We start from the raw sequence: 26,005 nt of genomic DNA on the forward strand, positions 1-26,005 counted from the left end.
GTTACACTTCTCTTGATTTACGCTTCTTGGCAGCAAAGGTACTCATAGCTTGCTTTTGTTTTTTATTATTTGACGTTGGCAGTGATGTGGTTTGCGCACTGACAGTTGTCGTCAAATAACTCGCTAAGCTGGCAATACTTGGGTACTGGAATAGATCCGTTAATGATAATGATGGATGATCAGGCTTGAGCTCATCGTATATCGCCATCAGTAACAGGGAGTGACCACCTAAGTCGAAAAAGTTTTGTTCTATAGCAATGGAGTCTCGTTGTAGGTGGCGAGCAAATACTTTGATTAACTGCTGTTCTAACTCACTTGCGCTTGTTTTCGGCGTTTCACTGCTCTGCATCACTTTGATATCCGGCAGCTTATGACGCTCTAATTTGCCACTTTCAGAAAGAGGCAGTTTATCTAACACCAAAATCGCATCAGGGATCATATAATGAGGTAATTGCAGCTGTAACGCCTGTTTCAATTCAACTTCGGTTACACCATCAGCCTCAACATAAGCGACTAAACTTACTGAGTTTTGCGTATCCCTCAGCTGTACCACCGCATGTTTAACTGTAGGTAGGTTGCAAAGTTGTGCTTCAACTTCTGATAATTCAACTCTAAATCCTCTTATTTTCACCTGGTGGTCTTGACGACCTATGTATTCCAGCTGCTCTCCCTGCCAACGCACCAAGTCGCCAGTAGCGTACATACGAGCGCCATCTTGGCTAAATGGATCAGCGATAAACTTACACGCTGTCAATCCTCGTTGCTGCCAATAACCTCTCGCTAAAATATCACCACCAACGTACAACTCACCTACTTCACCTTGTGGCACTAACTGCAATGCACTATCTAACACATAAAGCTGTCGCCCTTGGATAGCATTACCAATCGGTACATTGGCAAATGGTTCAAGTACGGTGCAATCAAATACACTTGCTTCTACAACAATCTCTGTAGGCCCATAGGTATTCAGCAATTTGACATGACCTAACCCTGCAGCTCGCCAATCCGCGACGCCAGTTGTCGACATCGCTTCACCACCTGAATGCACCTGACGAAGATAAGGAAGCGCCAGCGCACCATGATGTTTAGCGTGTTGCGCCCACGAAGCGGCGATCGTACGCCAGTAAGCCGCACTTAAATCCATAACGGTAATTCGATGTCGTTGCGCCTGAGCATAAAGCGTTTGCGCATCCCATAATGCATCTTCTCGAAGTACTAAGGTCGCACCCACAGTCCAAGTTGGGAACACTTGCTCCACGAAAGCATCAAAGTTTGCAGTCGCAAATTGCAACACCACATCCTTTGCAGTTAGCGCCATAAAGTCGATAGCTGACGTAATGTATTTTGCCAACGCCCCATGCTCTATCGCTATTCCTTTAGGTGTTCCAGTCGAGCCAGAGGTATAGTTTAGATACGCCACAGCAAGATGATTAATATCACCAATATCCTTTATTTTATCCGCCAGTCCTGAGGTGTCGAATAACTCCGCAGGTGTAAAAACATCGCCCTGCCATACCGAGTTAGTTGAGACACCTTCACTAATAAGTTTGCAACAGTTGGCATCTTCTAGCATGAATGCTAATTTGGCTTCAGGGAAATTGGCATCCAATGGTAAATAACCCGCACCAGCAAGTAGGCATCCTAGGGTACAGGCCAGCATCTCTGGCGTTCGAGGTAACAAGATCCCCACCACGCTTTCCGCTCCAACGCCCGCAGCGGAAAGTTTCTGTGCAACACGAGATGCGCGTTGCCACAGCCAGCTATAACTATAATCTTCATTGCGATAAATTATGGCAGTTGCTTCAGCGCTTACATTCGCATGCTGCGCGATTTGCGAAAGCCAGTCGATTTTTTCTTCAGCGCTCGCTTTGCCCTTCCCAAGCGCTAATAATGCGCCCTCTTGTGCCACCATCACTAACTCCGCAATCGCTTTATTAGGGTGTCGAACGGCCTGTTGTAGCAGGGTGAGCCAGCTTTGCATAAAGTTTTGCATCTGCGCTTTTGAGAACAGAGTACCGTTATACTGAAGTTCTAAATCAAGATGGCCTTCATTAAACAATCTAGAATCTAAGCTAAAGTCAAACTGTACTTCTTGATTGAGCGCTTCCACAGTACTTGCTTGCACAGATGCACTTTCACGCCAAGGGTTTGCTTGGTACTCAACATGGTTAAACATGAATTGGAATAACGGATTGTGCCCAAGCTTGCGATCTGGGTTTAACAGCTCGACTAGTTTTTCGAAAGGGTAATCTTGATACTGTTGCGCCTCTAGCGCGCGCTGTTTTACCTGAGCTATCACGTCCCCGAACGTCATGGCAGGGTTAATATCTGCAGTAAGCACTTGCGTATTAACAAAAAAGCCTAACATTTCTTGAGTCGAGGCACTGCGTCTATTTGCAACCGGAACGCCAACTCGTGGCTTTGACTTACCATATAAACGATAAAACGTGACCTGCAAAGATGCTAACAACAACATGTACAAACTTGCACTTTGCTGATGTGAAAAGGCTTGGAGTTGCTGAACTTGGCGATAATCTAATTGCTCACATAACAATCTAGACTGTAACCCTTGCTGCGTATTTTCACGCTGCGTAGTGATAAGTTCCTCATCCCCATCACCTGATAGCTGTGCTAGCCAGTAAGTCTGTTGCTGCTTTGCATCCGCACTCTCGAGCCAATCTTGCTGCCATTGAGCAAAGTCACCGTACTGCAGTAAACTCTGCTCAATATTTACTTCAGTACCTTTTTCAAGCGCATGATATATATCAGCTATTTGCTTTATCAACAGCTCGAAGGACCATGCATCCCCCACAATGTGATGCATCGCTACCAATAAAGTAAACTGTCGCGGCGCAACCTCCACCAGTGCAACCCTGAAACAGTCTCCCTCCATAAGGGCAAAGGGAGTTTGATACCATTTAGCAATCCAACTGGATTGGTGCTCCTGAGATAAATGTGACATATCTTCAACACACCAGTTTAATGGACGAGATGACGCAGTCTGTCGCCATTGCCCACTTCCACTTTTCATAAATTGCTGTCTCAAGATTGGGTGGCGGGCAAACACCACACGGCAAGCCTGCTCTACATGCTCAATTGACACTGAGCCTAATAAAGTGGTTTTTGCCCCAATATGATAGGCGTTGCTTTCAGGCTGCAGTTGCCATAAAAACAGTTGCCTTTGCTGTTGGGCGCTCAAAGGATGATCTATTTGATGCGTTGGGAGTAACTGAAGCCTGTTCGTATTTTGCGCCTTACTGTGTTTAATAAGCTCGCAAAAATCACCAAATTCAGGGGCATTAAATAAACAAGTCGTCTCCAGCTGACAATCAAACTGTGTTTGAACCAACGCAATTAAACGTACCGCTTTGAGTGAATTCCCGCCTAAAGAAAAAAAGTTAGCTCGGTTATTTGTCACTGGATAGTTGAGTACCTGCTGCCACGACTTAGCGATCGCTTGTTCAAAATCAGACCATGCCTCTACCGTACATTCTACTTGCCCAAGATTGCGCAACGCTTCGCTATCAAAAGCACCGTATGGCACCAACTGTGCTCTTTGATATAGTTTAAGACAGGCACTACGCTGCAATTTTCCGCTAGATGTTTTCGGCAAGGTGCCCTGATCAAGCAGTAGTACGAGTTCGGGACTGTGGCCGAATTGCGTGCTGATAAAATTTCTTACTACTTCAGCAGTGAGCTCCGCCGCAACAGTGTTTCGATAGCTGTTCGTGGTCTCGATAGCAAGACCAATCCCTTCTCCAGTTTCCGCGCTTGGAACTGGAAATGCTGACACTCGACCTTTACGCACAAAGCTCAATTCCGCTTCAATCACTCTTTCGATGTCTTGGGGATAAACATTGTGGCCATTCATGATGATCAAATCTTTTTCTCTTCCTGAGATAAAGAGTTGACCATCAAAGATGTAGCCTACATCACCTGTTCTTAACCAACGCTTGCCATCTCGCTCGATAAAGGTGGCTCGTGTCGCTTCTTCGTTTTGCCAATATCCTACTGCAATACTGGGACCTGCAGTCCATATTTCTCCAATCAAACCATCTGCAAGTTGCTGATGAGTTTGTGGATCGCTAATACGTAAGAAATGCTCACTGGCGACGATACCGCAGCCGACCTGATGGCGGTAATGTTCTGTATTTCTCCAGTCCTGACTTGGAACCGACTTTGCAATACCTTCGGCTAATTTAGCGCTATCAAATGCCGTCACATACGCGCCTTGATTGGCGTGACTGCCAGTCACCATCAATGTTCCTTCAGCGAGGCCGTAGCATGGGTAAATAGCCTGCTTGTTTAAACCACAAGCGGAGAAGCGCTCAGCAAAGTCAATGAGTGTATCGTGTCTGATGGGTTCAGCCCCAGAGTATGCAACTCGCCAATGACTCAGATCGAGCTCTTCTAGCACTTTTTCCTTTACTCTCTCCAAACACAATCGAAATGAAAAGTCAGGGCCTCCAGAGATAGTCCCCTTGTACTGACTTAGTAGTTGCAACCACCTTACAGGCCTTTCCATAAAGTAACGAGGAGAAGTCAATACCAGAGGAAACCCCATAAATAATGGTTGTAGTAAGCCTCCAATTAACCCCATATCATGAAATAGCGGCAACCAGCTAACCATGACATCGCTGCTCTTCGTCTCCATCCGCTCACTAATCGCTCGCTCATTCGCAATTAGGTTCTCATGACTGACCATCACCCCTTTAGGTGTTGCTGTTGAACCTGATGTGTACTGCAAAAATGCAATGTCATTTGGCGCTGTATTGGCACGTTGAGCTGGTATATTTATCTCCTGCAACTCATCAACACTTAACATCGACGCACCAGAAGTTTGTTCGGTCAGAGCTTGCACCGTCTCACTGAAACGGGCAGTGGTAAGAATTAAAGTCGCACTGGCGTCTTTGGCGATCCCTATGGTTCTCGCGAGATGTTGTGGCTTCGTCGATTCAGGAGGAAAGCTAGGAATAGCAGTGATCCCACAATACTGACAGGCTAAAAAGCTGGCAACGTACTCAATACCAGTTTCCATCAAAATCAGGGCTCTATCTCCTGATTTTGCATACTGTTGAAAATGACTGGCAACAAGCATCACTTTTTCAAGTAGCGTTTGATAAGTCCACTGCGTAGTCAATTTGCGTTCAACACAGACCAGCGCAAGTTGATTCGGCTGGGTTTCAGCATGATGTATAAGATGGTCAGTTATTGTAATGGCGGACATAGTTTACTCCGTAAATCACCGACGTTTGAATGGTATCCAGCCACGTTCTAACGCCTGCTAACGAAAAATCGGATAAATAGGCCGATCTATTGCAACATAAAAATTACAAAATCATCGATACTAAATGGATAACAGGTAATTAGGGCAATCAGCTTGTTAAAGCTTGACGTAAGCTCAGTGGTCTCATATCAGTCCAATGTTGATTGATATAATCAAGACAAGTCTGCTTGTCTCCTTCACAGCCTACTTCACGCCATCCCCCAGGAATTGATTTATAACTTGGCCAAAGAGAGTATTGTTCTTCATGATTAATCAATACTTTAAATGTGCTATTTTCATTATCAAAGCTCATAACTTTTACCCAGACTGTAAATAAACGAAGTTGCTAGCAATGACGCCTCAACTGCAAAATTATTTAGTTTTATTTCACTCAAAATTAAATCCAGACGCTCAGCATTGCAGTTTCGTTGATGGTTAAATCCCCAAAACCAACACTTTTGTTAATCATAAGAAAAAAATAAAACACAAAAAGTAAACTTTGCACTTGACAGCCCTCCTTTATAAAAAATAGAATAACTGATAATTATTATCATTTGCGTTGTTGTTATTTTTGAAATGCTTAAGGAGTAAGTAGCTGTGTCTCAATTTGCGGTTAAGTGGTCGCGTGTTATTTCTGAAAACGAGTCAAAATTACTTGTATACCTATCCAGTATTTTACGCTGTCCGTATTTAGCTGAAGATGCCTTGCAAGATACCTATATTCGGTTAGCTGGCATGTCCACAAGCCAGAATGAAGCCGTCAAAAATGCAACTAGTTTTTGCTATCAAGTTGCACGAAATATCGCTATCGATATGTTGAGAAAGTTCAATCGTGAAAATTTAGTTGATATTGAGGCCAGTCATTTTGAACAACTGACTGACCACCAAATAGATGTTGAATCTAAATATGAGAGTGAGCAGCTGAGTGGAAAGATCAACGATACAATTGGAAAGCTATCTCGCCGCCATCAAAACATTCTTTCTTTTTATCGTCATGGGAGACTTAAACAGAAAGAAATAGCCAACCTTTATAAAATCTCTCCTACCTTAGTCAACTTTATGATCAAAGAAGCTATCAGTAGCTGCCAAACGGAGTTAGTTAGCCATTAGCGATTGATTAGTATAAAACAGCGCACCGATCACTCTGGCTGTGCGCGAAGCTTTGCTGCGATAAAATCGGCATGGGCAACATAAAACAGCCCGGCTATTTTCCGAATGATGTAGTCCTCGTGGCTGTCGAGTTCGTCATCTGCATAAGCAACGTGCCACAGTAGTTCAATGACCTCAATGCGCTCAATGTCGCTAGTGTGATTATTCACTTGCTTGGCAAAAGAATACATATCTACCGCCTGTTCCACCAATTGCTGTGCTTGCGTTATCAGTGCACTCACTTGTGGTTCAGGCAATTCACAACGAGTTTTGAGTAGCTCCGCAATTTTATCGAACTCCGACTGTTGTAGTTTGCCGTCCGCTCGCATCACTTCAACCAGCAACGCAGCAAGCGCGGTATTAAAGTCGATTTCTTGTTTCGGTGACGACTCCTTCAAGCTTTGAAATAGTTTTTTAAGTTGGTTAAGCAAGTGACTAATCTCCCATGTGATATACTGTAAATGTAGCAGACTAAAAGGACAGTTATGCGTAAGTTATCATTGAGACTAAATTCATTAAAGCTAAGTTCCCTAGTCGTAGGTGCAACACTGCTCTCGGCATGCCAATATACACCGGTTCCACGAGGCGAACCTGAAAAGCTCTATGACTTTGACCACAAAGTACATTATGAGCAAACCACGTATAACGATGACCACTTTCGACTGGCAATTAAGCCAGATAGTTATGCGCATTTTAGGCAACAAAGCGTATTTTTGCTGCGCCATGCCAAACGCTTATGCCAAGGCAGTAACCCACAATTGACATTACTCGGAGGCGTCCAAGGCTTTGATAAGATGCCATTAGAGCCAAGACCTTACCAAAATGACTTAACAGTAGACGTAAAATGTGTGGCCAAATAGCCACACATTTTTATTAGCGCTACAAATTTGTTTTCGTTACCCGCTCGGGGTTTAGTCTTTATACCAGTTGTATTAAGTAAATGATCTATTTTGAAGCGGGGAAATAGTTTTAGTAGCTAGGCAAAAATTTTGCTATTTAGTTATTCTAAATGAGAAATTTTTAACGAAGCTAATATGCTATTTCACCCTTCAAATTGATTAGAGAATTAATTCAATTGGTATCGTATCCCCAAGGTGCTGCTGGTGCGGTTACCGGTTTTGTTAAATCAAAGTCCACTCGGAACTCTCGCCCTTCACGCACTAAACGATAGGTAAACTGCTCTGGATAGATATACATCTGCCATGTATTTCCGACTGATTGTGGGATCCCTTGCTGGACAAATAACTGTTTTGAGTATTCATCAGCCGGGAACGACTGCACGGTATTAAATCCCGCATCTAGGGTATGACCACCATACATAGTAGAAACATCGTCGCTGCCATCTTCATGACGGTGATCATGCTTTAAGCTCAAACCACTCCCTGTTTTGGTGATGATCCAAGTTCTTGAAGCATCTTTTCCTACATGAAATGGGACTTGAAGCTCAGCGTCACCACATTTACGAACGTGCATCACAAGACGCGCATCGCTAAAACTGCTTGGACCTTGATTATCCACCGTTACTTTACCTTCGTAGGCTTTACCACAATGCGCTTTAATAGCGTCAAAAAATGCATCATGGCTTGGGATGGAAACCAGCGGGGCAGGACGCGCGAGGGCTGCGCAGCTCAACGTTGTAAGTAGCGCGAAAGTTAATTTTTTCATTGGAGACACCTAAAACAAATAAAGCCAGAGCTTAATCAGCTTCTGGCTTTGTGGCAAAATTATTCGACCAAATTGAGTAAACCGCTATTATTGCCAAGGTCTTATCGTAGCAAGCTGCTGCTCAAAAGCATCAATTTGGGCATTTAATAATTCGGTCTCACCGATAAAATCAAGGCCACTCAAGAGGCGTGCTTTGATGTCTTCTCGCACCTCAAAGTCAATTGGCGTAATACCCGATCCGCTTATCTGCTGTGCTTCTAGGTCAATACTCAAATGCACTTGTGGTTGTTGCTCACATGCGTCGAAAAGCGTATCTAACGTGCTGGCTGGCAACGCAATGCAAAGCATTTGGTTATTACCACAATTGTTAAAAAAGATATCGGCAAAGCTCTCGGCCAAGATCACGGTAAAACCATATTGTTTTAACGCCCAAGGAGCATGCTCACGAGACGAACCACAACCAAAGTTGTCACGCGTTAACAAGATTGACGCGCCCTGATATTGTCGATAATTAAGCACAAAGTTCGGATCTGGCTGGCCATCTTCAAGATAACGCCAATCATAAAACAGCGCTTTATCAAACCCATCGCGGCTGGTTGAAGTTAAAAACTGCTTGGGAATAATTTGGTCTGTATCAACATTGTTTTTGTCTAATGGCGCAACTAGGCCTTGATGAAACACGCTCATGACGCCTCTCCTCGAATATCAGTAAAGTGACCTGCAATTGCTGCCGCCGCTGCCATTGCGGGACTCACCAAATGCGTACGACCACCTCGCCCTTGGCGCCCTTCAAAGTTCCGATTTGAGGTCGATGCACAGCGTTTTTCTGCGCCAAGACGATCATCGTTCATCGCCAAGCACATAGAGCAGCCCGGTTCACGCCACTCAAATCCCGCAGCTTTGAAAATATCGGCTAAGCCTTCTTGTTCGGCTTGCTGTTTTACTAATCCAGATCCCGGGACGATTAGCGCTTCAACGCCTGCCGCTACGTGCTTGCCCACCACCACTTGTGCCGCGGCACGCAAATCTTCAATACGGCTATTAGTGCAAGAGCCAATAAATACGGTGTCAACTTTGGCATCACTTAGCCTTTGCCCTGCTGTGAGGCCCATATATTTCAGCGCGCCGCGCATCGCATCTGCTTTGACTAAATTAGGTTCATCGTCAGGGTTAGGTACTAAGTCATTAATACCAATGACTTGCTCTGGACTTGTCCCCCAGGTTACTTGAGGTTGCACACTATCAGCATCCAGCTTCACGACACGATCAAATTCAGCATCCGGGTCGCTATGCAAGGTTTGCCAATAGCGCACCGCAGCATCAAAGTCTTCGCCTTGAGGTGCAAATGGGCGACCACGTAAATACGCAAAGGTTTTCTCGTCAGGTGCGATCAAGCCAGCTTTCGCCCCCATTTCAATACTCATATTACAGAGCGTCATCCGCGCTTCCATCGACAGCGCTTCGATCCCCGTCCCACAAAACTCAGCCACATAGCCAGTGCCACCAGCTGTGCCTAATTGCCCAATCACAGCGAGGATCAAGTCTTTTGCAGTCACGGTCGGACGCAAGATGCCATTCACCTGAATTTTTAACGATTTGGCTTTTTTCTGCTGCAATGTTTGCGTGGCCAGCACATGTTCAACCTCTGATGTACCAATACCGTGAGCCAGCGCACCAAATGCACCATGCGTTGAGGTATGGCTATCGCCACATACAATCGTTGTACCTGGCAAAGTGATCCCTTGCTCAGGTCCCATTACGTGCACTATACCTTGGTTAATCGAATTCAAATCGTAAAGTACAATGCCGAACTCTTCACAGTTTTGTGCCAACGCTTGTAGCTGGTTTTTGCTCACCTCACTGGCAGCATCAATCGAACGGCTCTTGGTCGAGACATTATGATCCATTGTCGCAAAGGTTTTTTCTGGACATCTTACCGGACGATTCTGCTCTCTTAAGCCCGCAAATGCCTGCGGTGAAGTGACTTCGTGTACTAGATGACGGTCAATGTACAAGAGATCGGTTTGCTCGTTTAATTTAGCAACCACATGGGATTGCCAAATTTTATCGTATAATGTTTTTGCCACTTGCTCTTACCTTTATTAAACCCTGTCGACGATCGCTTGCGCGACATCCATAGTAGTAAATCCTGCTTGAGGATAGATATCCGGTGTACCTACACCATCTTTCACCGCCTCTGCTACTGCCTTTTCAATTGCGCGTGCCGCTTCATCCTGCCCCAATGAATAACGTAGCATCAGCGCGGCACTTAAGATTTGTGCGATTGGGTTTGCCACCCCTTTACCGGCGATATCTGGTGCTGAGCCGCCCGCTGGCTCATATAAGCCAAAGCCCGATTGGTTTAGACTTGCCGATGGTAATAACCCCATGGAACCCGTGATCATTGCACATTCATCAGAAAGGATGTCACCGAACAGGTTGTCGCACAGTAGCACATCAAACTGGCTTGGTTGCTTTACCAACTGCATCGCAGCGTTGTCGATATAGATGTGATCAAGCGTCACATCTGGGTATTCTTTTGCGACTTCATTGACCACTTCACGCCACAGTACACTGGTTGCCAGCACGTTGGCTTTATCTACAGACGTCACATGATTGCTTCTAAGTCTCGCCGCATCAAAAGCAAAACGGGCGATGCGTTCGATTTCTTTACGCGAATAGGTTTGCGTATCAAACGCCGACTCGCTTTCGCCCTCACCTTGGCGACCTTTCTCGCCAAAATAAATCCCGCCAGTAAGCTCACGGACGCATAAAATATCAAAACCTTGCTGGCTAATGTCACTGCGTAGTGGAGAGGCGGCGCTCAATGCGGGCAATAGCTGCGCAGGACGCAGATTACAAAATAGCTGAAAGTGCTTTCTAAGCGGTAATAAGGATGCCCGCTCTGGTTGCTCATTTGGTGGTAAGTGCTCCCACTTAGGCCCACCCACAGAGCCAAACAGAATCGCATCAGCGGCCTCACACGCGGCCAATGTCGCTGCGGGTAAGGCTTCGCCAAATTGATCTATGGCCGCACCACCAATCGCTTGTGGTGATTTTTCTAAAGCAAAGTTGAACTTAGTCGCCACTTTATCTAATACCAGCTCAGCGGCTTGCATCACTTCTGGACCAATTCCATCTCCAGCTAGTACTGCGATTTTGTAGTTTACTTGACTCATCCTGCTTTCCTTTGTTGTTTTAGGCTAGACACTTTTTGTGCTCTATCAATTAGGTTATATACTCGGATCATGGCTCTCACTGACGCTTCAACAATGTCGGCTGCAAGTCCCACACCGTGATATTGCTTACCATCAAATTTGGCAATAATATCGACTTGGCCCAGTGAGCTTGCCCCCTTACCCGTCGCATCAAGGTTATATTCCACCACTTCCACCGCCATGCCAGTAATACGCTCGATAGCTAAAAACGCAGCTTCTACAGGACCGTTGCCGGTTGCCGCTTCTTGCTTAAGCTCACCATTCAAGGCAATCCCCACGGTCGCGCTCGCGATGGATTGAGAGTTAGAAGATGCATTGACGAACTGTAATTGGTAGCGCTCGTCTTTATCTTTGATTTGGTTGAAATAAATCATCGCTTCAAGGTCATAGTCGTAAACCGTTCCCTTTTGATCGGCTAACGCCAAGAAGCTTTCATACAGGCTATCCATATCATAATCCGATTTCTGATAGCCAAGCTCGGTAAGACGATGCTCGATAACATGTCGACCAGAGCGTGAAGTCATATTTAACTGGTTACTCGGCACACCCACGGTTTCTGGTGCCATGATTTCATAGGTGTTTTGTGCTTTTAAGACGCCGTCTTGGTGAATACCCGAGCTATGTGCAAAGGCATTTTCACCTACAATTGCCTTGTTTGGCTGCACCGGCATATTGCAGATTTTAGCAACTTGGCGCGACGCGCGATAAATCTCTTCGCTACGAATATCGGTGTGCACTTTTAGGTGGTCTTGGCGCATCTTCATGATCATCGCCACTTCTTCTAGTGAGCAGTTACCAGCGCGCTCACCAATACCATTGATGGTACATTCGACTTGTCTTGCACCGGCTTGTACCGCCGCGATTGAATTTGCCACCGCAAGTCCTAAATCATTGTGACAATGGACACTTAGTCTGGCTTTGTCGATGTTAGGTACATTATTTCGAATATGATAAATCATCGCTGCATACTCGTCTGGTGTGACGTAACCTACGGTATCAGGCAAGTTAATCGTAGATGCACCGGCATTAATCGCCGCTTCAACAATACGACACAGATCAGAGTGAGGCGTACGGCCGGCGTCTTCACATGAAAACTCAACATCATCAGTGTACTTTCTGGCTTGAGTAATGGCCTTAATCGCCATGTTAGTCGCATCATCTAGACTCATTCTTAACTTATGTTCTAGGTGCAGAGGGCTGGTTGCGATAAAGGTGTGAATGCGGCGCTGTTCAGCGCCTTTAAGGGCTTCACCACACGCGTCGATATCTTTACTAACCGCACGCGCAAGGCCACAAATCGCTGGACCTTTTACCTCAGCAGCAATGCGTTGTACCGCACGAAAATCAGCCGGACTTGATACTGGAAAACCCACTTCCATAACATCCACATTGAGACGACTAATGGTATGCGCCAGTTGTATTTTATCTTCTTCTGTTAAGCTGGCTTTTAACGCCTGCTCACCGTCCCTTAATGTTGTATCAAAAATCCAGACTTTATCTTGCATACCCTTATCCTCAGCCAAAAAAAACCCCGCAAGTGCGGGGTGTCTACAGTAAATGTCGCTCAATTCGCGCAATTACACCCCACCCCTCTGGTTTACCAGTAGGAGGTTAAGAAGGAGTGAAATACGCGCAGTCATTTTCATTGAGCTAAGTGTTCCTGTTGATGAATTGGTTATGTTTTAACATGCTTCAAAAGTGACAATCAAGCATAAATTATCCCAAAAATAGAGTTTAAACCTCAATTTATTGGTAATTTAAATTAAAAAAATGCCAACTTTAGAAAATATATTTCAAGAATAGGAGTGAGCACAGATAGGATATGAAGTGAGCAGGGTAATTTTGAATTTTAATTACCAATAAAAAAATAGCCAATTTAGGCTATTTTTTTATTGGTTCTGGATGTTTTGCATAACCAGAGGCACCTTTTGCGATATACCGCAACTGCCACTTCAAACGCTCGGTCAGTTCAGCGCGTTGAGGGGGGTCTTGATCCAAAGCCTCAGCACCAGAGCTAAATACCAAGGTGACCATTGCTTCAGCTTGCATGTGGGCGTGATGGGTATCTACTCCCGTTTCTGTTTCAAGGTAATGAGCAAGCTCTAAGATAAAATGTTTGATTTCTCTAGCCACGGCGGCACGAAACGCAGGTGACGTACCCGAACGTTCACGCAGTAATAAACGAAACTGGTTGCTCGACTGCTCAATAAATTCCATGAAGGTGTGCACAGAAGTATTAATCACGCTACCACCTTTAGCGATGCGACGTCTTGCTTGGCGCATTAATTGTCGCAAGGTTAAACCCGCTTCATCTACCATAGTCAGCCCGAGCTCGTTCATATCCTTAAAATGACGATAAAACGAAGTAGGTGCGATACCCGCCTCTCGTGCGACTTCACGCAGGCTTAAATTCGAGAAACTATGCTCAGCACTTAGTTGATTAAATGCCGCTTCGATAAGCGCTTGACGGGTCTTCTGTTTTTGTTGGGCGCGTACACCAGCCATGGACTTTCCCCAATTCGCTTCGAAAAATAAGAACAATAAACCGCAGTCTAAACCTTGACGCAGCAAGAATGAAATACTATTTTAGCGTACAGTTGTACGCTGAAATTAAATTTTGAGATTAATTGATGAAAAAACCACCCATTTTATGGACCAATGTGCTGTTCTTTAGCTTATCGTTTTTAGCTGCGATCACTTTGGTGCCTTGGTATGGCTTTGAATACGGCTATACCACCAGCCATTGGGTAGCTTTTGTTGCCTGTATGTTTTACGCCGGTCTGTCGATCACCGCTGGGTATCACCGCTTATGGGCGCATAAAGCCTATGACGCCCATCCTGTGATTCAAGTTATTTTTGCGTTGGGTGGCGCATTCGCGTTACAAAACAGTATATTACATTGGAGTAGCGATCACCGTGTGCACCACGGCCAAGTCGACGACCCAGTAAAAGATCCGTACGCCGCAACACGAGGCTTCTGGTATAGCCATATCGGTTGGATGCTGAGAGATTATCAAGGCGAGACTTACGGTGATTATAATAACGCCAGAGACTTACAACGTAACCCTATTGTGATGTGGCAACACAAGCACTATATGAAATTGGTGTTACTTACGAATATCGGCATCCCGTTAGTGCTAGGTTTATTACTCGGTAATGTGTTTGGCATGTTGTTACTTGCGGGTGTACTCAGACTCGTACTCAGTCAACATTTTACTTTCTTTATCAATTCACTGGCGCACATTTGGGGTAGTCGTCCTTATACCGAAAAAAATACCGCGCGAGACAATGGTTTGCTAGCTTTATTCACTTATGGTGAAGGCTACCATAACTTTCATCATATTTTTGCCAGCGACTACCGTAATGGCATTCGCTGGTATCACTATGACCCAACTAAATGGCTGATCCGTACTTTTGCAGCACTAGGCCTTGCCAGTAAGCTAAAACGCACTCCGGTTGAACGCATTGAAAAAGCCAAGGCGGAGACCTTGTTGAATAAGACTAAAGTCAGTCTCGCAAAATTGCCTTTGGCGCAAGATAAGCTTACATTGTTACAACAAGAGTATGATTTACTTCTTAAAAAGCTTCAAAACTACTGTACTGTGCAAAAACAGGTACTCGAAGCGAAGAAAGAAGCAGTACTTGCACAGTGCGAACATTCCGCACTGATGCAACAATATAAAGAGCTAGAACAAGCTTGGGAAAGCCAAAAACAAGCTTGGATTGCACTAAATTCGAGGCTACTGAAAACGGCATAATGTTCAGCGGCCTCAATAACTAAAGGGGTGAGGCCGTGAGCAAAAAAGCTGCAGAAAAAACCGAAACTGTTCCACAATCCTATCAATACGATGCCATTATTATAGGCACCGGACCTGGCGGCGAAGGCGCCGCCATGAACCTCTCTAAAAGTGGTAAAAAAGTCGCGGTTATCGAACGCCAACATGCGGTTGGCGGTGGCTGCGTTCACTGGGGCACCATTCCCTCAAAAGCGCTTCGCCATTCTGTCAGTCGTTTAATTGAGTATAAAGCGAATCCACTTTATCGTTTTACTGAGCGCCCGCAGCGCCATACCTTTCAAGATATTTTGCACCATGCCAGTGATGTGATCTCAAAACAGTCAACATTGCGTTCTAGCTTTTATGGTCGTAACCGCATTCACTTATTTCAAGGCGATGCCAGCTTTGTTGACGCGCATACAGTACAAGTCATTCACCAAGATGGTTCGCAAGAGTTACTCACCGCTAAAACCATTGTAATAGCCACAGGCTCGCGCCCATACCGCCCACCAGGCGTTGATTTTAACCACCCTCGCGTCTACGACAGCGACACTATTTTAAGCCTTGAGCATAATCCTCAGCGCGTATTGATATACGGCGCGGGGGTCATAGGCTGTGAATATGCCTCAATCTTTAAAGGACTGGGCGCAAAGGTAGACCTCATCAACACCCGCGACCGCTTATTGGCCTTTATGGATGCCGAGATCTCTGACGCACTCAGTTACCATTTTTGGAATAATGGTATTGTTATTCGCCATAACGAAGAGTTTGCGAAAGTAGAGACCCATGACAAAGGGGTTATTGTGCATCTACAGTCTGGCAAAAAAGTACGTGCTGACTGCATTTTATGGGCCAATGGCCGCTCCGGTAATACCGAAACACTCAACCTTGCAAGCGTAGGTCTAAAGGCTGATAGCCGCGGCCAGCTTAAAGTCAACGAACACTACCAAACTGAAGTAGATAATATTTTCGCAGTAGGAGATGTGATTGGCTATCCAAGCCTAGCCAGTGCAGCGTTCGATCAAGGGCGTATTGCGGCCAATGCAATTGTGCATGGTGCCTGTGATGATCGTTTGATAACCGATATCCCAACCGGCATTTACACCATTCCAGAAATGAGCTCTGTTGGTAAAACTGAGCAAGAGCTTACCGCTGCGCGCATTCCCTATGAGGTGGGCCGCGCCCAGTTTAAACATTTGGCTCGTGCACAGATCACCGGCACTGAAGTCGGTAGCTTGAAAATTTTATTCCATGCAGAAACCAAAGAGATATTAGGTATTCACTGCTTTGGTGAACGTGCATCCGAGATCATTCATATCGGCCAAGCCATTATGGAACAAAAAGGAACGGGTAATAATATCGAGTACTTTATCAATACGACCTTTAACTACCCAACAATGGCCGAAGCCTATCGCGTTGCAGCATTAAACGGCATTAATCGTCTGCTGGATTAGCACATCGTATGGCATGAATAAGCGTGACACCTTGGGCGTCACGCTTATTGTTATAAATTAAAACGATACTCCGCGCTGAGTCGCCACACATTATCGCTTTGCTTAGGCTTGCCGTTAAAGGCCTCGCGATTTGCAACTGTGGTTGTCAGACTCAAAAACTCACCGCCCACCAGCCAATTGCTATTAATTTGATACTTCACTGTAGCGGTCAGTGCATGACCATCACTTTGGTTTGGGTCGAACTGCCAATCATCTTTATCGATGACTTTGAACTGTTCCCCCCGCATGGAAAAGCGCCACTCATCGCGCTGATGTGTGAGTAGCAAAAACCAACTATTAAAGTCATTATCAACGCCGCGATTGACACCCATGGCGGTATTACCCAGCATGCCTTGTGCGAGTATATGGGTCTGCGGTGTTAACTTGTAACGCCAAGCTGCACTAATAAATTTAGTGTCCCACGCATACTGCCCAGTTCGGTAATTGATCTTACTTGGATCGCCATTATTATCGTACCAATAGACATTGATCTCACTACGGTTTGAAAAGTCGCGATGATACCCAACATAATAACCAAATCGGCCATCTACTTCAGAAAACGGTTCAACATGCTGTGCTTGATGTTGTAACTGCGGTGTGCTCAACGACTCTACCGCAGCAAAGGGGAGACTTTCGTTAAACACCGACTGCCTATCATGCACGGTAAAGCCTCGCCATGCGAGTAAAGTGCCAGCCGGATCATTCCCCTTAAAAACACCAAACACACCTTTGAATCCCTGACCTCGGCTACGACGCGTTTGCGGCTGCTCAATCGCGACTTCACTGCCAAATACCCGCACTTCCTCACCTATCCAAGCGTTGATAGCCGAATACTGGTATGTATAGGGTGACGACCAACCAATATCTGGGTTCTCAATAGAAAACTTCGGATAAAAGCCACCAGCTCGCATAATAAAACGGCGACCATTTTTGGGTAGTGTTCGATATTGCAAATACAGTTCTGTAAAACCAAGCTTGTCATCTGGGTCTGGCACATACTGTGTTACCCCGTGCAAAGACCAAGCGCTAGCAAAATCTACGCGCCAATCAATAGCTCCTCGACTAAGCGTAATGTCTGACTCCCCTTTCCCAAAACGCGTAACGCCCCACCCAGGCTGATACCAAGCTTTACGATTATCATCATGCTGCCAGGTCGTTTGCAGTTGCCCTTGTCCAGAAATCTCAACGGCACCTGCTTGCCCTATGGCGAATAATGCCAAAGCGGCGCTTAGCTTAGTAATCATCGAAGCCATCGGAGAAATCCTGAAGTGGAGCAACCAACGTTTGCTTAATTTGATAGGTAATTGCTTGAGTGTTGTTCACAGCAGAGAGCGGATGCTGTTCTATTTTGTCTATATTTTCAAATCTTTCATGCCATACATTCAGCTTTAGTGCGCTGGCTTGCTGAGCACCTAGGTCGATTGATACTTTGCCGCTGCTATCCGTTACCGCAAATAATGGGCTATCTACAACCACGATATAACCCAGCATCCAATCGTGAATATTGCAGCCAAGCTCAACCACACCGGTTTGATCAAATAATACTTGTTTCGGGTCATCGCGATACAGCTTAAGCTCGAATGGCTTTGCAGCAGAGAACGAATAGACGTGATGGAGAATGGGATCTAAATTTGGAAACGAGACTTGGGTGCCTGCTTGCACCATCAAAATATGTGGCACAAACGCTTTGTCCTTTTGCTCCATTTTATAATCTAGCGTCGTTCTTTTGTTATCAAAGCCAGCTCCTTGCAACCACACCGCGGCATTCGCGAGTGGCTGTTTATCAGCATCGACTATTTGCACTTCAAGGGCATTGACTAGACCGGCTTGTAGCATTGCCATCACAACAGCAATACGCCCAAAAATTGTTAGGTTTAGCATAAGCAGTTCAACCTATCCTTATTATTTTTCTTAGCTTGTCTACACTAGACCGAGCGGAATAATTATTACATTCATCGCATTTACAGCATGAATACGTATGCAACTTTTACGTGAACGTTAGCATACAACAGTAAGCTTAGCTGATGTGCAAAAGAACACGAATTTTCGTGCCGACAACAAGAAGGAAAAACTATGCGCCCCATGTCACTTTCCCTGATCGGATTAAGCTTGTTTACGACTACGAGCTTTGCCGCATCTTTAGCTGTGAGTTCGCCAGATGGCAAAATCACTTTTACCTTGAGTGATGATAATAGCCAGCCGACCTACCAAGTCAGCTTTAACGACAAAACCATTATTCAACCGTCTAAACTTGGTTTTGATTTCGCAACAGCTGCATCGATGCGCGATGGCTTAAGTATCACCACACATCAGCGTAATAGCGTCGATAGCAGTTGGCAACAGCCTTGGGGAGAAGCCCGAGTGATCCAAGATAAGCACAATGAGCTTGCTGTCACCTTTGCTAAGCAGACAGACAAATCGCCGCAATATACTGTGCGTGTAAAAGTATTTGATGACGGTGTCGGCTTTCGCTATGAGGTTGCTCAAAATCAAGCGCTTTATATCACCAGAGAATTAACCGAATTCGCCTTTGCACAAAGTGATAAAAGTACCGCGTGGTGGATCCCTGCTCGTGGCTGGAATCGCTATGAATATGTATACAACACCACACCACTGCACGATGCCCCACATGTGCACACCCCATTTACTTTAAAGAATCAAGACGGGGTTCATATCAGTGTGCATGAAGCGGCCCTAATTGACTATGCGGGCATGACCTTAAACCAGCGTCGCCCGGGAACATTTGTTGCTGATCTAACACCTTGGTCAGATGGCGTTGCAGTAAAAACCAATGGTAAGTTCAATACACCTTGGCGCACCCTGCAAATAGGCGATGAAGCCACCGACTTGTTGAACTCTCACCTTATTTTAAACCTCAACGAGCCAAATAAGCTCGGTGATGTATCTTGGGTTGAGCCGGGTAAATACATCGGCATTTGGTGGGGCATGCACATCAACAAAAATACTTGGGGCAGCGGCGATAAACATGGAGCCACTACGGCGCGCACTAAAGAATATTTGAGCTTTGCCGCTGACAACGGCTTTGATGGCGTGTTGGTTGAAGGTTGGAACATCGGCTGGGATGGCGACTGGTTCTTCAACGGTGATGTCTTTAGCTTTACCGACGCCTATGCTGACTTTAATATTGACGAAATAGCAAAGCACGGAGAAAAAGTAGGTGCACGCCTAATTGGTCATCACGAGACGTCTGGTAACGTCAGCAACTATCGCAATCAAATGGAGGCGGCCTTCGCACTCTACGAAAAAGCAGGCGTTCGCCAAGTTAAAACCGGTTACGTAGCCGATGGCGGCAACATCAAACGCATTGATGCCAAGGGCAATGCCAGATTCGAATGGCACGACGGTCAATTTATGGCAAATGAGTACTTAGACAACGTCAAACTCGCGGCTAAACACAAGATCAGTATTAACACGCATGAACCAATCAAAGATACCGGCCTGCGTCGTACCTATCCAAACTGGATTGCGAGAGAAGGGGCTAGAGGACAAGAGTTCAACGCATGGGGCACGCCACCAAACCCACCAGAGCATGTGCCAATGCTTGCCTTTACCCGCATGTTAGCAGGCCCAATGGACTTTACTCCGGGTATTTTTGACATGGGCTTCAACGGCCTTGGCGATAAAACCAACCGCCCACAAACCACCCTCGCCAAACAATTAGCGCTTTATGTTGTGCTTTATAGTCCAATTCAAATGGCGGCCGATTTGCCAGAAAATTACTTAGCAAAGCCAGATGCTTTTCAGTTTATTAAAGACGTACCAACCGACTGGGAACACAGTATCGCACTTGCAGGAGAAGTGGGTGATTATGTTGTCTTTGCCAGAAAGGAGCGCAAGCATAAACAATATAGTGGTAACGATTGGTTCTTAGGCGCAGTAACTGATGAGGAAGCGAGAGAAATTCCTATTACTTTAGATTTCCTTGAGTCAGGTAAAACCTTTGAAGCGCAAATCTACGCGGACGGTAATAAAGCCGAATGGAAACAAAACCCGTATGAAATGAATATTTACCGTAAAAAGGTAACAAGTGCCGACAAGCTGACATTAAAACTGGCTGCCGGCGGCGGCGTTGCTATTCGTTTTAAAGCGCTTTAAACATCAGGTGACTACCCAACAGCTGGATAGTCACCGCTTTGATCTGTACATTTAATAAACTATGCAGTAGGGTGAAATAGTCTATTAAGACATTCTTAATTCAAAGGAAAATAATATGAAACTTACCCTAGCAAAGAAAAAACTAAAACAATTAGACTATCAACAAAGTCAACTAGCCGCAAAGCTCACACCGCAAGCAGCCGGTGGCAGAGGACCAGAAACTGGCGTTATGTGCGAAACGACTAATAACGATTACTGGTGTCAACGTCCAAGTTCACCGGCTGTTACCTGCAGCGTAATGGAGCGCTGTTTATAAGCATTTCCCACCATATATAGGCTAGATATTATAAAAATATGTAGTTAGCCTATTTCTCAGTCGAACTCTCTATATGCTCAACAGCCAGCTTTCACTCGCCGCCGAGCTGAGTTATAAGTAACCTGAGCTGCGGATAATTAATGCCTTTCTAGCAGCCAGTTTTAGCGCTAACTGCGTTGAATTCACTTCCAATAGCCAGCTATTGGTGCGTAAATTCGCCTTGTTTTCCCTAAAACTCTCTGGCTAGACAAGGAGAAAACTAAGTTGTGCTTTAGCAACAATGAGTTGGAACATTCCTTATCCAAACCTCAGGTTAAGTAATAATTTACTGACATTGATAGCTTGGTGTTACACCATTAGCAACTTCCCATTTCGCCGTTAATAGCGACGCAGGGCCATTACTGTCATGGGATAGCTCCCAATTCATAATGCCACCGGCATTGAGCTTAGCGTACTGCGTTTTTGCGCGGATCGTCGGGATACCATTGTAGTAGCTGCTACCATCACTATCGCGACAGGCATTGGCAGGGTTCTCTTGTAGTAAGGTGCGATACGCTTTCCAAGTAGGTCTTGCATAAAATGGTACGCCTAATACGGTTTTTTCTTTACTGAGCCCACGACCTTGCCAGTAAGCTATTGAGTCTTTGGCGTATTGCATAGAAGCATGATCAGTATTGTTCGCGTCGTACGCCATCAAATTTAAAAAGTCGATATCTTGGAATACAGATTCCAACACGCCACCACCGGTATAGCCAAGCGCCACCACAGCTGCCGTCAAGAATTTACCTCTGGCGCGTAACTCAACGCTTAGTTCCTTCATCAGTAATGCATAGTTATTTGCCGAAGCACCGGGATCTGGATATTCCCAATCCATATCAACGCCATCTAGATTATGCTGCTCTACAAACGCAATGACCTCTTGCACGAAACGGGCTCTGCCTTGCTGTGAACTAGCGAATGTCTCAAATGCACTATCGTCGCCCCCGTTCCAGCCACCAATGGCAATCCCCACTTTTACATTGTTGGCGTGAGCCGAATTTACTAGCGCTGTCATTTTGCTTAAATTTTCAAGCGGTCTCAGTGTGCCATCTGCATTGGGTAGTATAAATGAGTAATTGATATGGGTGAGTTTATCAAACTGAATATCATTCACTGCACCTTGCCAACTTGGGAAATAGCCGACAATTTTAAAATTAGGATCGCCAGGAGGAACCTCGTCAGACACGACACTGAAGTTCACCGCACTCGATTCACCTCGTGCCCCAGACACATCAGTTGCAAAAACAGTTAATGTGCGATTACCTAGCCCCTGCGCTTGCCACATCACCTCATAAGGTGCACTGTTGTCAGAGGCGACCAGCGTGCCATCGAGATAGAATTCAACACTGTCGATTGCTGTGTTTTGCGGATGGCTTACCGCCGCCGCTAGGCTAACTGATGAGCCCACTAACACTCGAGCGTTACTGCTTGGGGAAGTAACCGAAACTTGGGGCAATGGCGTTACAGGATCACAACTGCCATTGGCTTCCCAGACATCATAAGTATTGGAATTTTGCGCTGGGTTTTGGTTTTGTGTCCACCATTTCGCGGTGTATTTAGCTGACTGATAGGTGACTGCGTCGCCACCTGTATATACCTGCTGTGATTGCCATTGCGTTAAGTTACTACAGTCTACCGCCAGTGCAACTTCCATCGCGCCCAAGAGCGGAAGTGCAATTAATAAATTTGTATATTTCATTACCTTTTTCCATGTTGTATGTCGGCTAAAGCAAGTCGTGCCGAGTTTAAATAAATGTTAACTTGCGATTCTTAGCCTACCAGCATGGACAAATTTCGTACAACGCAACTCACTACGACCTTAGTCTAATGAAAATAGAAAATACTTCTCCTCTTTACGTCATTTATTCATCCGTGATTATGCTCGTTTATAAAATGTCCAACTAGTGCAGCGAGACTGTACAGATAAGGCTTAGCTCAGTATGCTTGCGGGTTTAGGCGCTATAAAGAGAATAATTAAGAGATGAGTACGGCATTTTCAAGACGATTTGTAACCTTAGTCGAGCAATTTGCAGGCGGCAATAAGCGCCAATTTGCCCAGTTAACAGGTAAATCCCCTTCCCATATTTACCGTATTTGTCGCGGCTTAAGTCGCCCTTCAATGATATATCTTGAGCACCTTTATAGCCTATTTGCCGTTGATCTGAACTGGTTACTCACCGGTGAACAACCCTTAGATAAACCACAAGGTCAGCTTAAAGATGAACTTACCCTCATACCTAAACTTGATATTGAGGCCAGTGCAGGTATGGGCAGTGTAATTGGTCATGAAGAAGTTACCGAGCAGTTTGCACTCAACCGTCGTTGGCTAAACTCCCATCTTGGCGTGTATTCAGAGAAGCTCGCCTTTGTCTCTATCCGTGGTGATAGTATGCAGCCCACGTTGCTAGACGGCGACATGGTACTCGTTGACCTTTCACAGAATCAACCCAGTAAAGATGCGGTTTATATCATTCAAACAGAAGAGGGTCTCATGGCTAAGCGAGTGCAACAAAAGCACTCTCAGCTCAAAGTGATCAGTGATAACCCTGATTACCCGAGCTGGGAGATCACCGCTGATAATGCCGACAGTCACGGCATTGCAGGGCGTGTTGTTTGGTGTGGTCGCAGTATCTAAACTGCAATGTCACTATTCGTGTGATGCTGGAGCATCACACGGATTTAGCCAGCTTTTCCTGCACATTGGCTGTATTCACAAATTGACTCAACACCAATGAGCACACCGCAAGTGCAGCACCAAAGTAAAACACTAAGGATTGATCGTATAACCATACTAAGCCAAAGCTTGCTGGGATCACTACTGCTGCAATATGGTTAATAGTAAAGCTAACCCCAGCTGTTGCTGCGATATCTTCTGGCCGAGCAATTTTTTGAAAATAAGTTTTGAGTGCAATGGCCATCGCAAAAAACAGATGGTCGATGACATAAAGCGCTGCTGCAAAGCTTGCTGACTCTACCAATGCATAACCAATAAATACAAAAATGAGTCCCACATATTCGATTGTCAGTGTTTTACGCTCACCAATATGCCCAATCATTTGACCAATTTTGGGGGCGATAAATATGTTTATCAAATGATTCAACATATAAAGCGCGGTGATCTGTGCAACATCAAAACCAAATTTTTCCACCATTAAGAAACCCGCAAACACCATAAATATTTGTCTTCTCGCGCCCGAGAAGAAAATCAAGGCGTAATATAGGCTGTACTCTTTTCTCAAAATGAGCTTTTTATGCTGCGTAGTATGCATTTCAAAGGTTGGAAAGCCGATAAACATAAATAGCGCAATGATAAAGCCAACCCCTCCAATAAGCAGATACATCCACTGATAGTCTGCGGAGAAGTAGCTAAAACCCAGCCATATTACCGCATAGGTGATCAGAGAAGCGATGGATTTAATAGAGAGCAAGATACCTAGTTTGGCCGGTGCCTCATCTTTATTGAACCATTGTAAACTGAGAGATTGATTCAGCGTCTCGAAATAGTGAAAACCTATCGACATTAACACTGTAGTTGCATACAAACCATAAATAGTAGGTAACAAGCCGGTAATGGCGACGCCAAGCGACAGCAAACATAAACTGATCAGTGCGAAGGTTTGCTCCTTTAACACCAATAAAACAAATACCGCTGTAAACGCTAAAAACCCGGGGATCTCACGCAGGGATTGCAACATTCCCATATTAGCGCCATTGAAGCTTGCGGCTTCGATCGCAAAGTTATTGAGCATGGCCATCCAGCCTGCAAACGTAACGGCCATAACTACGGTAGCGAGCACTAAGAAATTAAAAGGACTTTGCCATCCTTGAGAAGCATTCTTCATGATTATCTCCACATAAAGCACAACTATTAAAAAGTTATGGCTATAATATGGCCACACGTTAATTTCTGATATACATAATTATGCCAAGTTCTTTATCAAAACAGACAACTTCTCCTTGGCGTATTCAGCCCAAATATAAGCGCTTCTTAAAGCCAGCCCTTGGCCGACCAATTCTGCCAAGAGCGGTAAAAAAAGCGGAGTGGGAGCATGTTCAACGGCACCAACATGAGTGGGGGCAGCTTGCATATACAAGCAATGGAGTCATCACAATTGTAACTCCTGAAGGCACATTCGTGATCCCTCCCGACCAAGCTTTGTGGCTACCTCCGGGCCTTCCGCATGAGACGTACTGTCGCTACGGTGGAGATTTTCGTAGTGTCTATATCGACAATAAATACACCGAGTTGCTAGGGAATAAAGCGAAGCTAATTGCGGTAGATGAACTACTGAAGCAATTTATACTGGAGATCTGTACTTGGCCGGAAGAATACCACTTAGATGAAAAAACAGAGCGATTTATTACGGTCTTTATTGATAGGCTAACGTCGGCTACAACGTGCCACTTTTTTATTCCAAGTGCACAGGATGCTCGGATCTTACCCATTGTGACCGAGCTACATACAAATCCAGGATGCAAAATAAGCTTGGAGGCCTGGAGTGATCAAGTCGGTGCATCAACCCGGACACTCAACCGCTTATTCCACAAATGCTTTATGATGGGGTTCAGTGATTGGCGCCAGAAATTAAGAGCTATCAAAGCAATTGAGCTGTTGAAAGATGGATATTCTCAGCAACAAGCAGCTGAATATTTGGGTTTTGAATCTACCGCCGCATTTAGCAATGCGTTTAAAAAAGTCTTTGGCAAACCACCGGGACAGTACATTAAAAAGTAAGGTAATTTGGGATCAATAAATACTTTCCCACTAAATATTATAAATGCACAAATCGGCGGGTGAACCGCCTCCCAGCATGTTGCACTGTGCTTATACTGTGGTGGGAGTGGGAGATGTATGGACTCCTCCCCCTTAACGGGAGAGTACGGTATAAAGATATTGCAAAACACTTTTACCAAATAAGGAGTCCATACATGACACAGTCTAATTTAATTGCTATCGACTTGGCAAA

General features: G+C 45.1%; 21 protein-coding genes. 8 read left to right on the forward strand and 13 right to left on the reverse strand.

Annotated features, from left to right (window positions below; genetic code table 11):
• Position 1: 1 nt before the first annotated feature.
• Both MHN30_RS17575 and MHN30_RS17580 read right to left on the reverse strand, forming a co-directional pair.
• A complete protein-coding gene (locus tag MHN30_RS17575; RefSeq protein ID WP_239360568.1) occupies positions 2–5,227 on the reverse strand; it encodes a non-ribosomal peptide synthetase in 5,226 nt (1,741 codons plus the stop codon).
• A gap of 148 nt (positions 5,228–5,375) precedes the next feature.
• Positions 5,376–5,579 (reverse strand): MbtH family protein, encoded by a 204-nt coding sequence (locus tag MHN30_RS17580; protein ID WP_099031308.1) that lies wholly within the window; start codon positions 5,577–5,579, stop codon positions 5,376–5,378.
• 284 nt (positions 5,580–5,863) lie between these two features.
• On the opposite strand from MHN30_RS17580, the gene MHN30_RS17585 reads away from it, so the two are divergent.
• On the forward strand, positions 5,864–6,376 hold the full coding sequence (locus MHN30_RS17585; protein ID WP_099031307.1) for a sigma-70 family RNA polymerase sigma factor: 513 nt from the start codon (positions 5,864–5,866) through the stop codon (positions 6,374–6,376).
• 29 nt (positions 6,377–6,405) lie between these two features.
• Here the strand turns inward: MHN30_RS17585 and MHN30_RS17590 are convergent, their stop codons facing one another.
• Complete coding sequence (locus tag MHN30_RS17590; RefSeq protein ID WP_239360572.1) at positions 6,406–6,846, reverse strand: TerB family tellurite resistance protein; 441 nt, start codon at positions 6,844–6,846, stop codon at positions 6,406–6,408.
• 54 nt (positions 6,847–6,900) lie between these two features.
• On the opposite strand from MHN30_RS17590, the gene MHN30_RS17595 reads away from it, so the two are divergent.
• The gene (locus tag MHN30_RS17595) at positions 6,901–7,275 is read left to right on the forward strand and encodes a hypothetical protein (protein ID WP_039494777.1); all 375 of its coding nucleotides are present in this window, start codon (positions 6,901–6,903) and stop codon (positions 7,273–7,275) included.
• Between the two features lie 211 nt (positions 7,276–7,486).
• Here the strand turns inward: MHN30_RS17595 and MHN30_RS17600 are convergent, their stop codons facing one another.
• The 6 genes from MHN30_RS17600 to fabR form a co-directional block, all read right to left on the reverse strand.
• Positions 7,487–8,080 (reverse strand): hypothetical protein, encoded by a 594-nt coding sequence (locus tag MHN30_RS17600; protein WP_239360574.1) that lies wholly within the window; start codon positions 8,078–8,080, stop codon positions 7,487–7,489.
• 87 nt (positions 8,081–8,167) lie between these two features.
• A complete protein-coding gene (gene leuD / locus MHN30_RS17605; RefSeq protein ID WP_239360577.1) occupies positions 8,168–8,767 on the reverse strand; it encodes a 3-isopropylmalate dehydratase small subunit in 600 nt (199 codons plus the stop codon).
• Positions 8,764–10,167 (reverse strand): 3-isopropylmalate dehydratase large subunit, encoded by a 1,404-nt coding sequence (gene leuC, locus MHN30_RS17610; protein ID WP_239360580.1) that lies wholly within the window; start codon positions 10,165–10,167, stop codon positions 8,764–8,766. The genes leuD and leuC overlap by 4 nt, the downstream gene beginning before the upstream one ends.
• Positions 10,168–10,182: 15 nt before the next feature.
• On the reverse strand, positions 10,183–11,259 hold the full coding sequence (leuB, locus tag MHN30_RS17615; protein WP_239360583.1) for a 3-isopropylmalate dehydrogenase: 1,077 nt from the start codon (positions 11,257–11,259) through the stop codon (positions 10,183–10,185).
• Entirely contained in the window at positions 11,256–12,803 is a 1,548-nt protein-coding gene (gene leuA, locus MHN30_RS17620; protein WP_239360586.1) for a 2-isopropylmalate synthase, read from the reverse strand. Before leuA ends, leuB begins: the two co-directional genes overlap by 4 nt.
• Before the next feature lie 376 nt (positions 12,804–13,179).
• Entirely contained in the window at positions 13,180–13,803 is a 624-nt protein-coding gene (fabR, locus tag MHN30_RS17625; protein WP_010374371.1) for an HTH-type transcriptional repressor FabR, read from the reverse strand.
• Positions 13,804–13,928: 125 nt separating this feature from the next.
• Here fabR and MHN30_RS17630 point away from each other — a divergent pair, with 125 nt between their 5' ends.
• Together MHN30_RS17630 and sthA are read left to right on the forward strand one after the other, a co-directional pair.
• The gene (locus tag MHN30_RS17630) at positions 13,929–15,056 is read left to right on the forward strand and encodes a fatty acid desaturase (protein ID WP_010374369.1); all 1,128 of its coding nucleotides are present in this window, start codon (positions 13,929–13,931) and stop codon (positions 15,054–15,056) included.
• 35 nt (positions 15,057–15,091) lie between these two features.
• Positions 15,092–16,528, forward strand: coding sequence for a Si-specific NAD(P)(+) transhydrogenase (sthA, locus tag MHN30_RS17635; RefSeq protein ID WP_102055852.1), 1,437 nt, complete (start codon positions 15,092–15,094; stop codon positions 16,526–16,528).
• A gap of 50 nt (positions 16,529–16,578) precedes the next feature.
• Here the strand turns inward: sthA and MHN30_RS17640 are convergent, their stop codons facing one another.
• Together MHN30_RS17640 and MHN30_RS17645 are read right to left on the reverse strand one after the other, a co-directional pair.
• On the reverse strand, positions 16,579–17,820 hold the full coding sequence (locus tag MHN30_RS17640) for a hypothetical protein (RefSeq protein ID WP_239360588.1): 1,242 nt from the start codon (positions 17,818–17,820) through the stop codon (positions 16,579–16,581).
• Positions 17,801–18,448, reverse strand: coding sequence for a methylamine utilization protein (locus MHN30_RS17645; RefSeq protein ID WP_239360590.1), 648 nt, complete (start codon positions 18,446–18,448; stop codon positions 17,801–17,803). Before MHN30_RS17645 ends, MHN30_RS17640 begins: the two co-directional genes overlap by 20 nt.
• Before the next feature lie 201 nt (positions 18,449–18,649).
• On the opposite strand from MHN30_RS17645, the gene MHN30_RS17650 reads away from it, so the two are divergent.
• Entirely contained in the window at positions 18,650–20,683 is a 2,034-nt protein-coding gene (locus MHN30_RS17650; protein ID WP_239360600.1) for a glycoside hydrolase family 97 protein, read from the forward strand.
• Between the two features lie 115 nt (positions 20,684–20,798).
• Positions 20,799–20,999 (forward strand): hypothetical protein, encoded by a 201-nt coding sequence (locus MHN30_RS17655; RefSeq protein ID WP_010604304.1) that lies wholly within the window; start codon positions 20,799–20,801, stop codon positions 20,997–20,999.
• Positions 21,000–21,324: 325 nt separating this feature from the next.
• On the opposite strand, the gene MHN30_RS17660 is transcribed toward MHN30_RS17655, so the two are convergent.
• Entirely contained in the window at positions 21,325–22,737 is a 1,413-nt protein-coding gene (locus MHN30_RS17660) for a glycosyl hydrolase family 18 protein (protein WP_239360592.1), read from the reverse strand.
• 282 nt (positions 22,738–23,019) lie between these two features.
• On the opposite strand from MHN30_RS17660, the gene MHN30_RS17665 reads away from it, so the two are divergent.
• A complete protein-coding gene (locus tag MHN30_RS17665; protein WP_010604302.1) occupies positions 23,020–23,673 on the forward strand; it encodes a S24 family peptidase in 654 nt (217 codons plus the stop codon).
• Positions 23,674–23,707: 34 nt separating this feature from the next.
• Here the strand turns inward: MHN30_RS17665 and MHN30_RS17670 are convergent, their stop codons facing one another.
• The gene (locus MHN30_RS17670) at positions 23,708–24,880 is read right to left on the reverse strand and encodes an MFS transporter (RefSeq protein WP_239360594.1); all 1,173 of its coding nucleotides are present in this window, start codon (positions 24,878–24,880) and stop codon (positions 23,708–23,710) included.
• Positions 24,881–24,960: 80 nt separating this feature from the next.
• On the opposite strand from MHN30_RS17670, the gene MHN30_RS17675 reads away from it, so the two are divergent.
• On the forward strand, positions 24,961–25,773 hold the full coding sequence (locus MHN30_RS17675) for a helix-turn-helix transcriptional regulator (protein WP_239360596.1): 813 nt from the start codon (positions 24,961–24,963) through the stop codon (positions 25,771–25,773).
• Positions 25,774–26,005 lie beyond the last annotated feature (232 nt).

It is taken from the genome of Pseudoalteromonas sp. OF7H-1 (assembly GCF_022347825.1).
Classification (GTDB): Bacteria; Pseudomonadota; Gammaproteobacteria; order Enterobacterales; family Alteromonadaceae; genus Pseudoalteromonas; species Pseudoalteromonas maricaloris.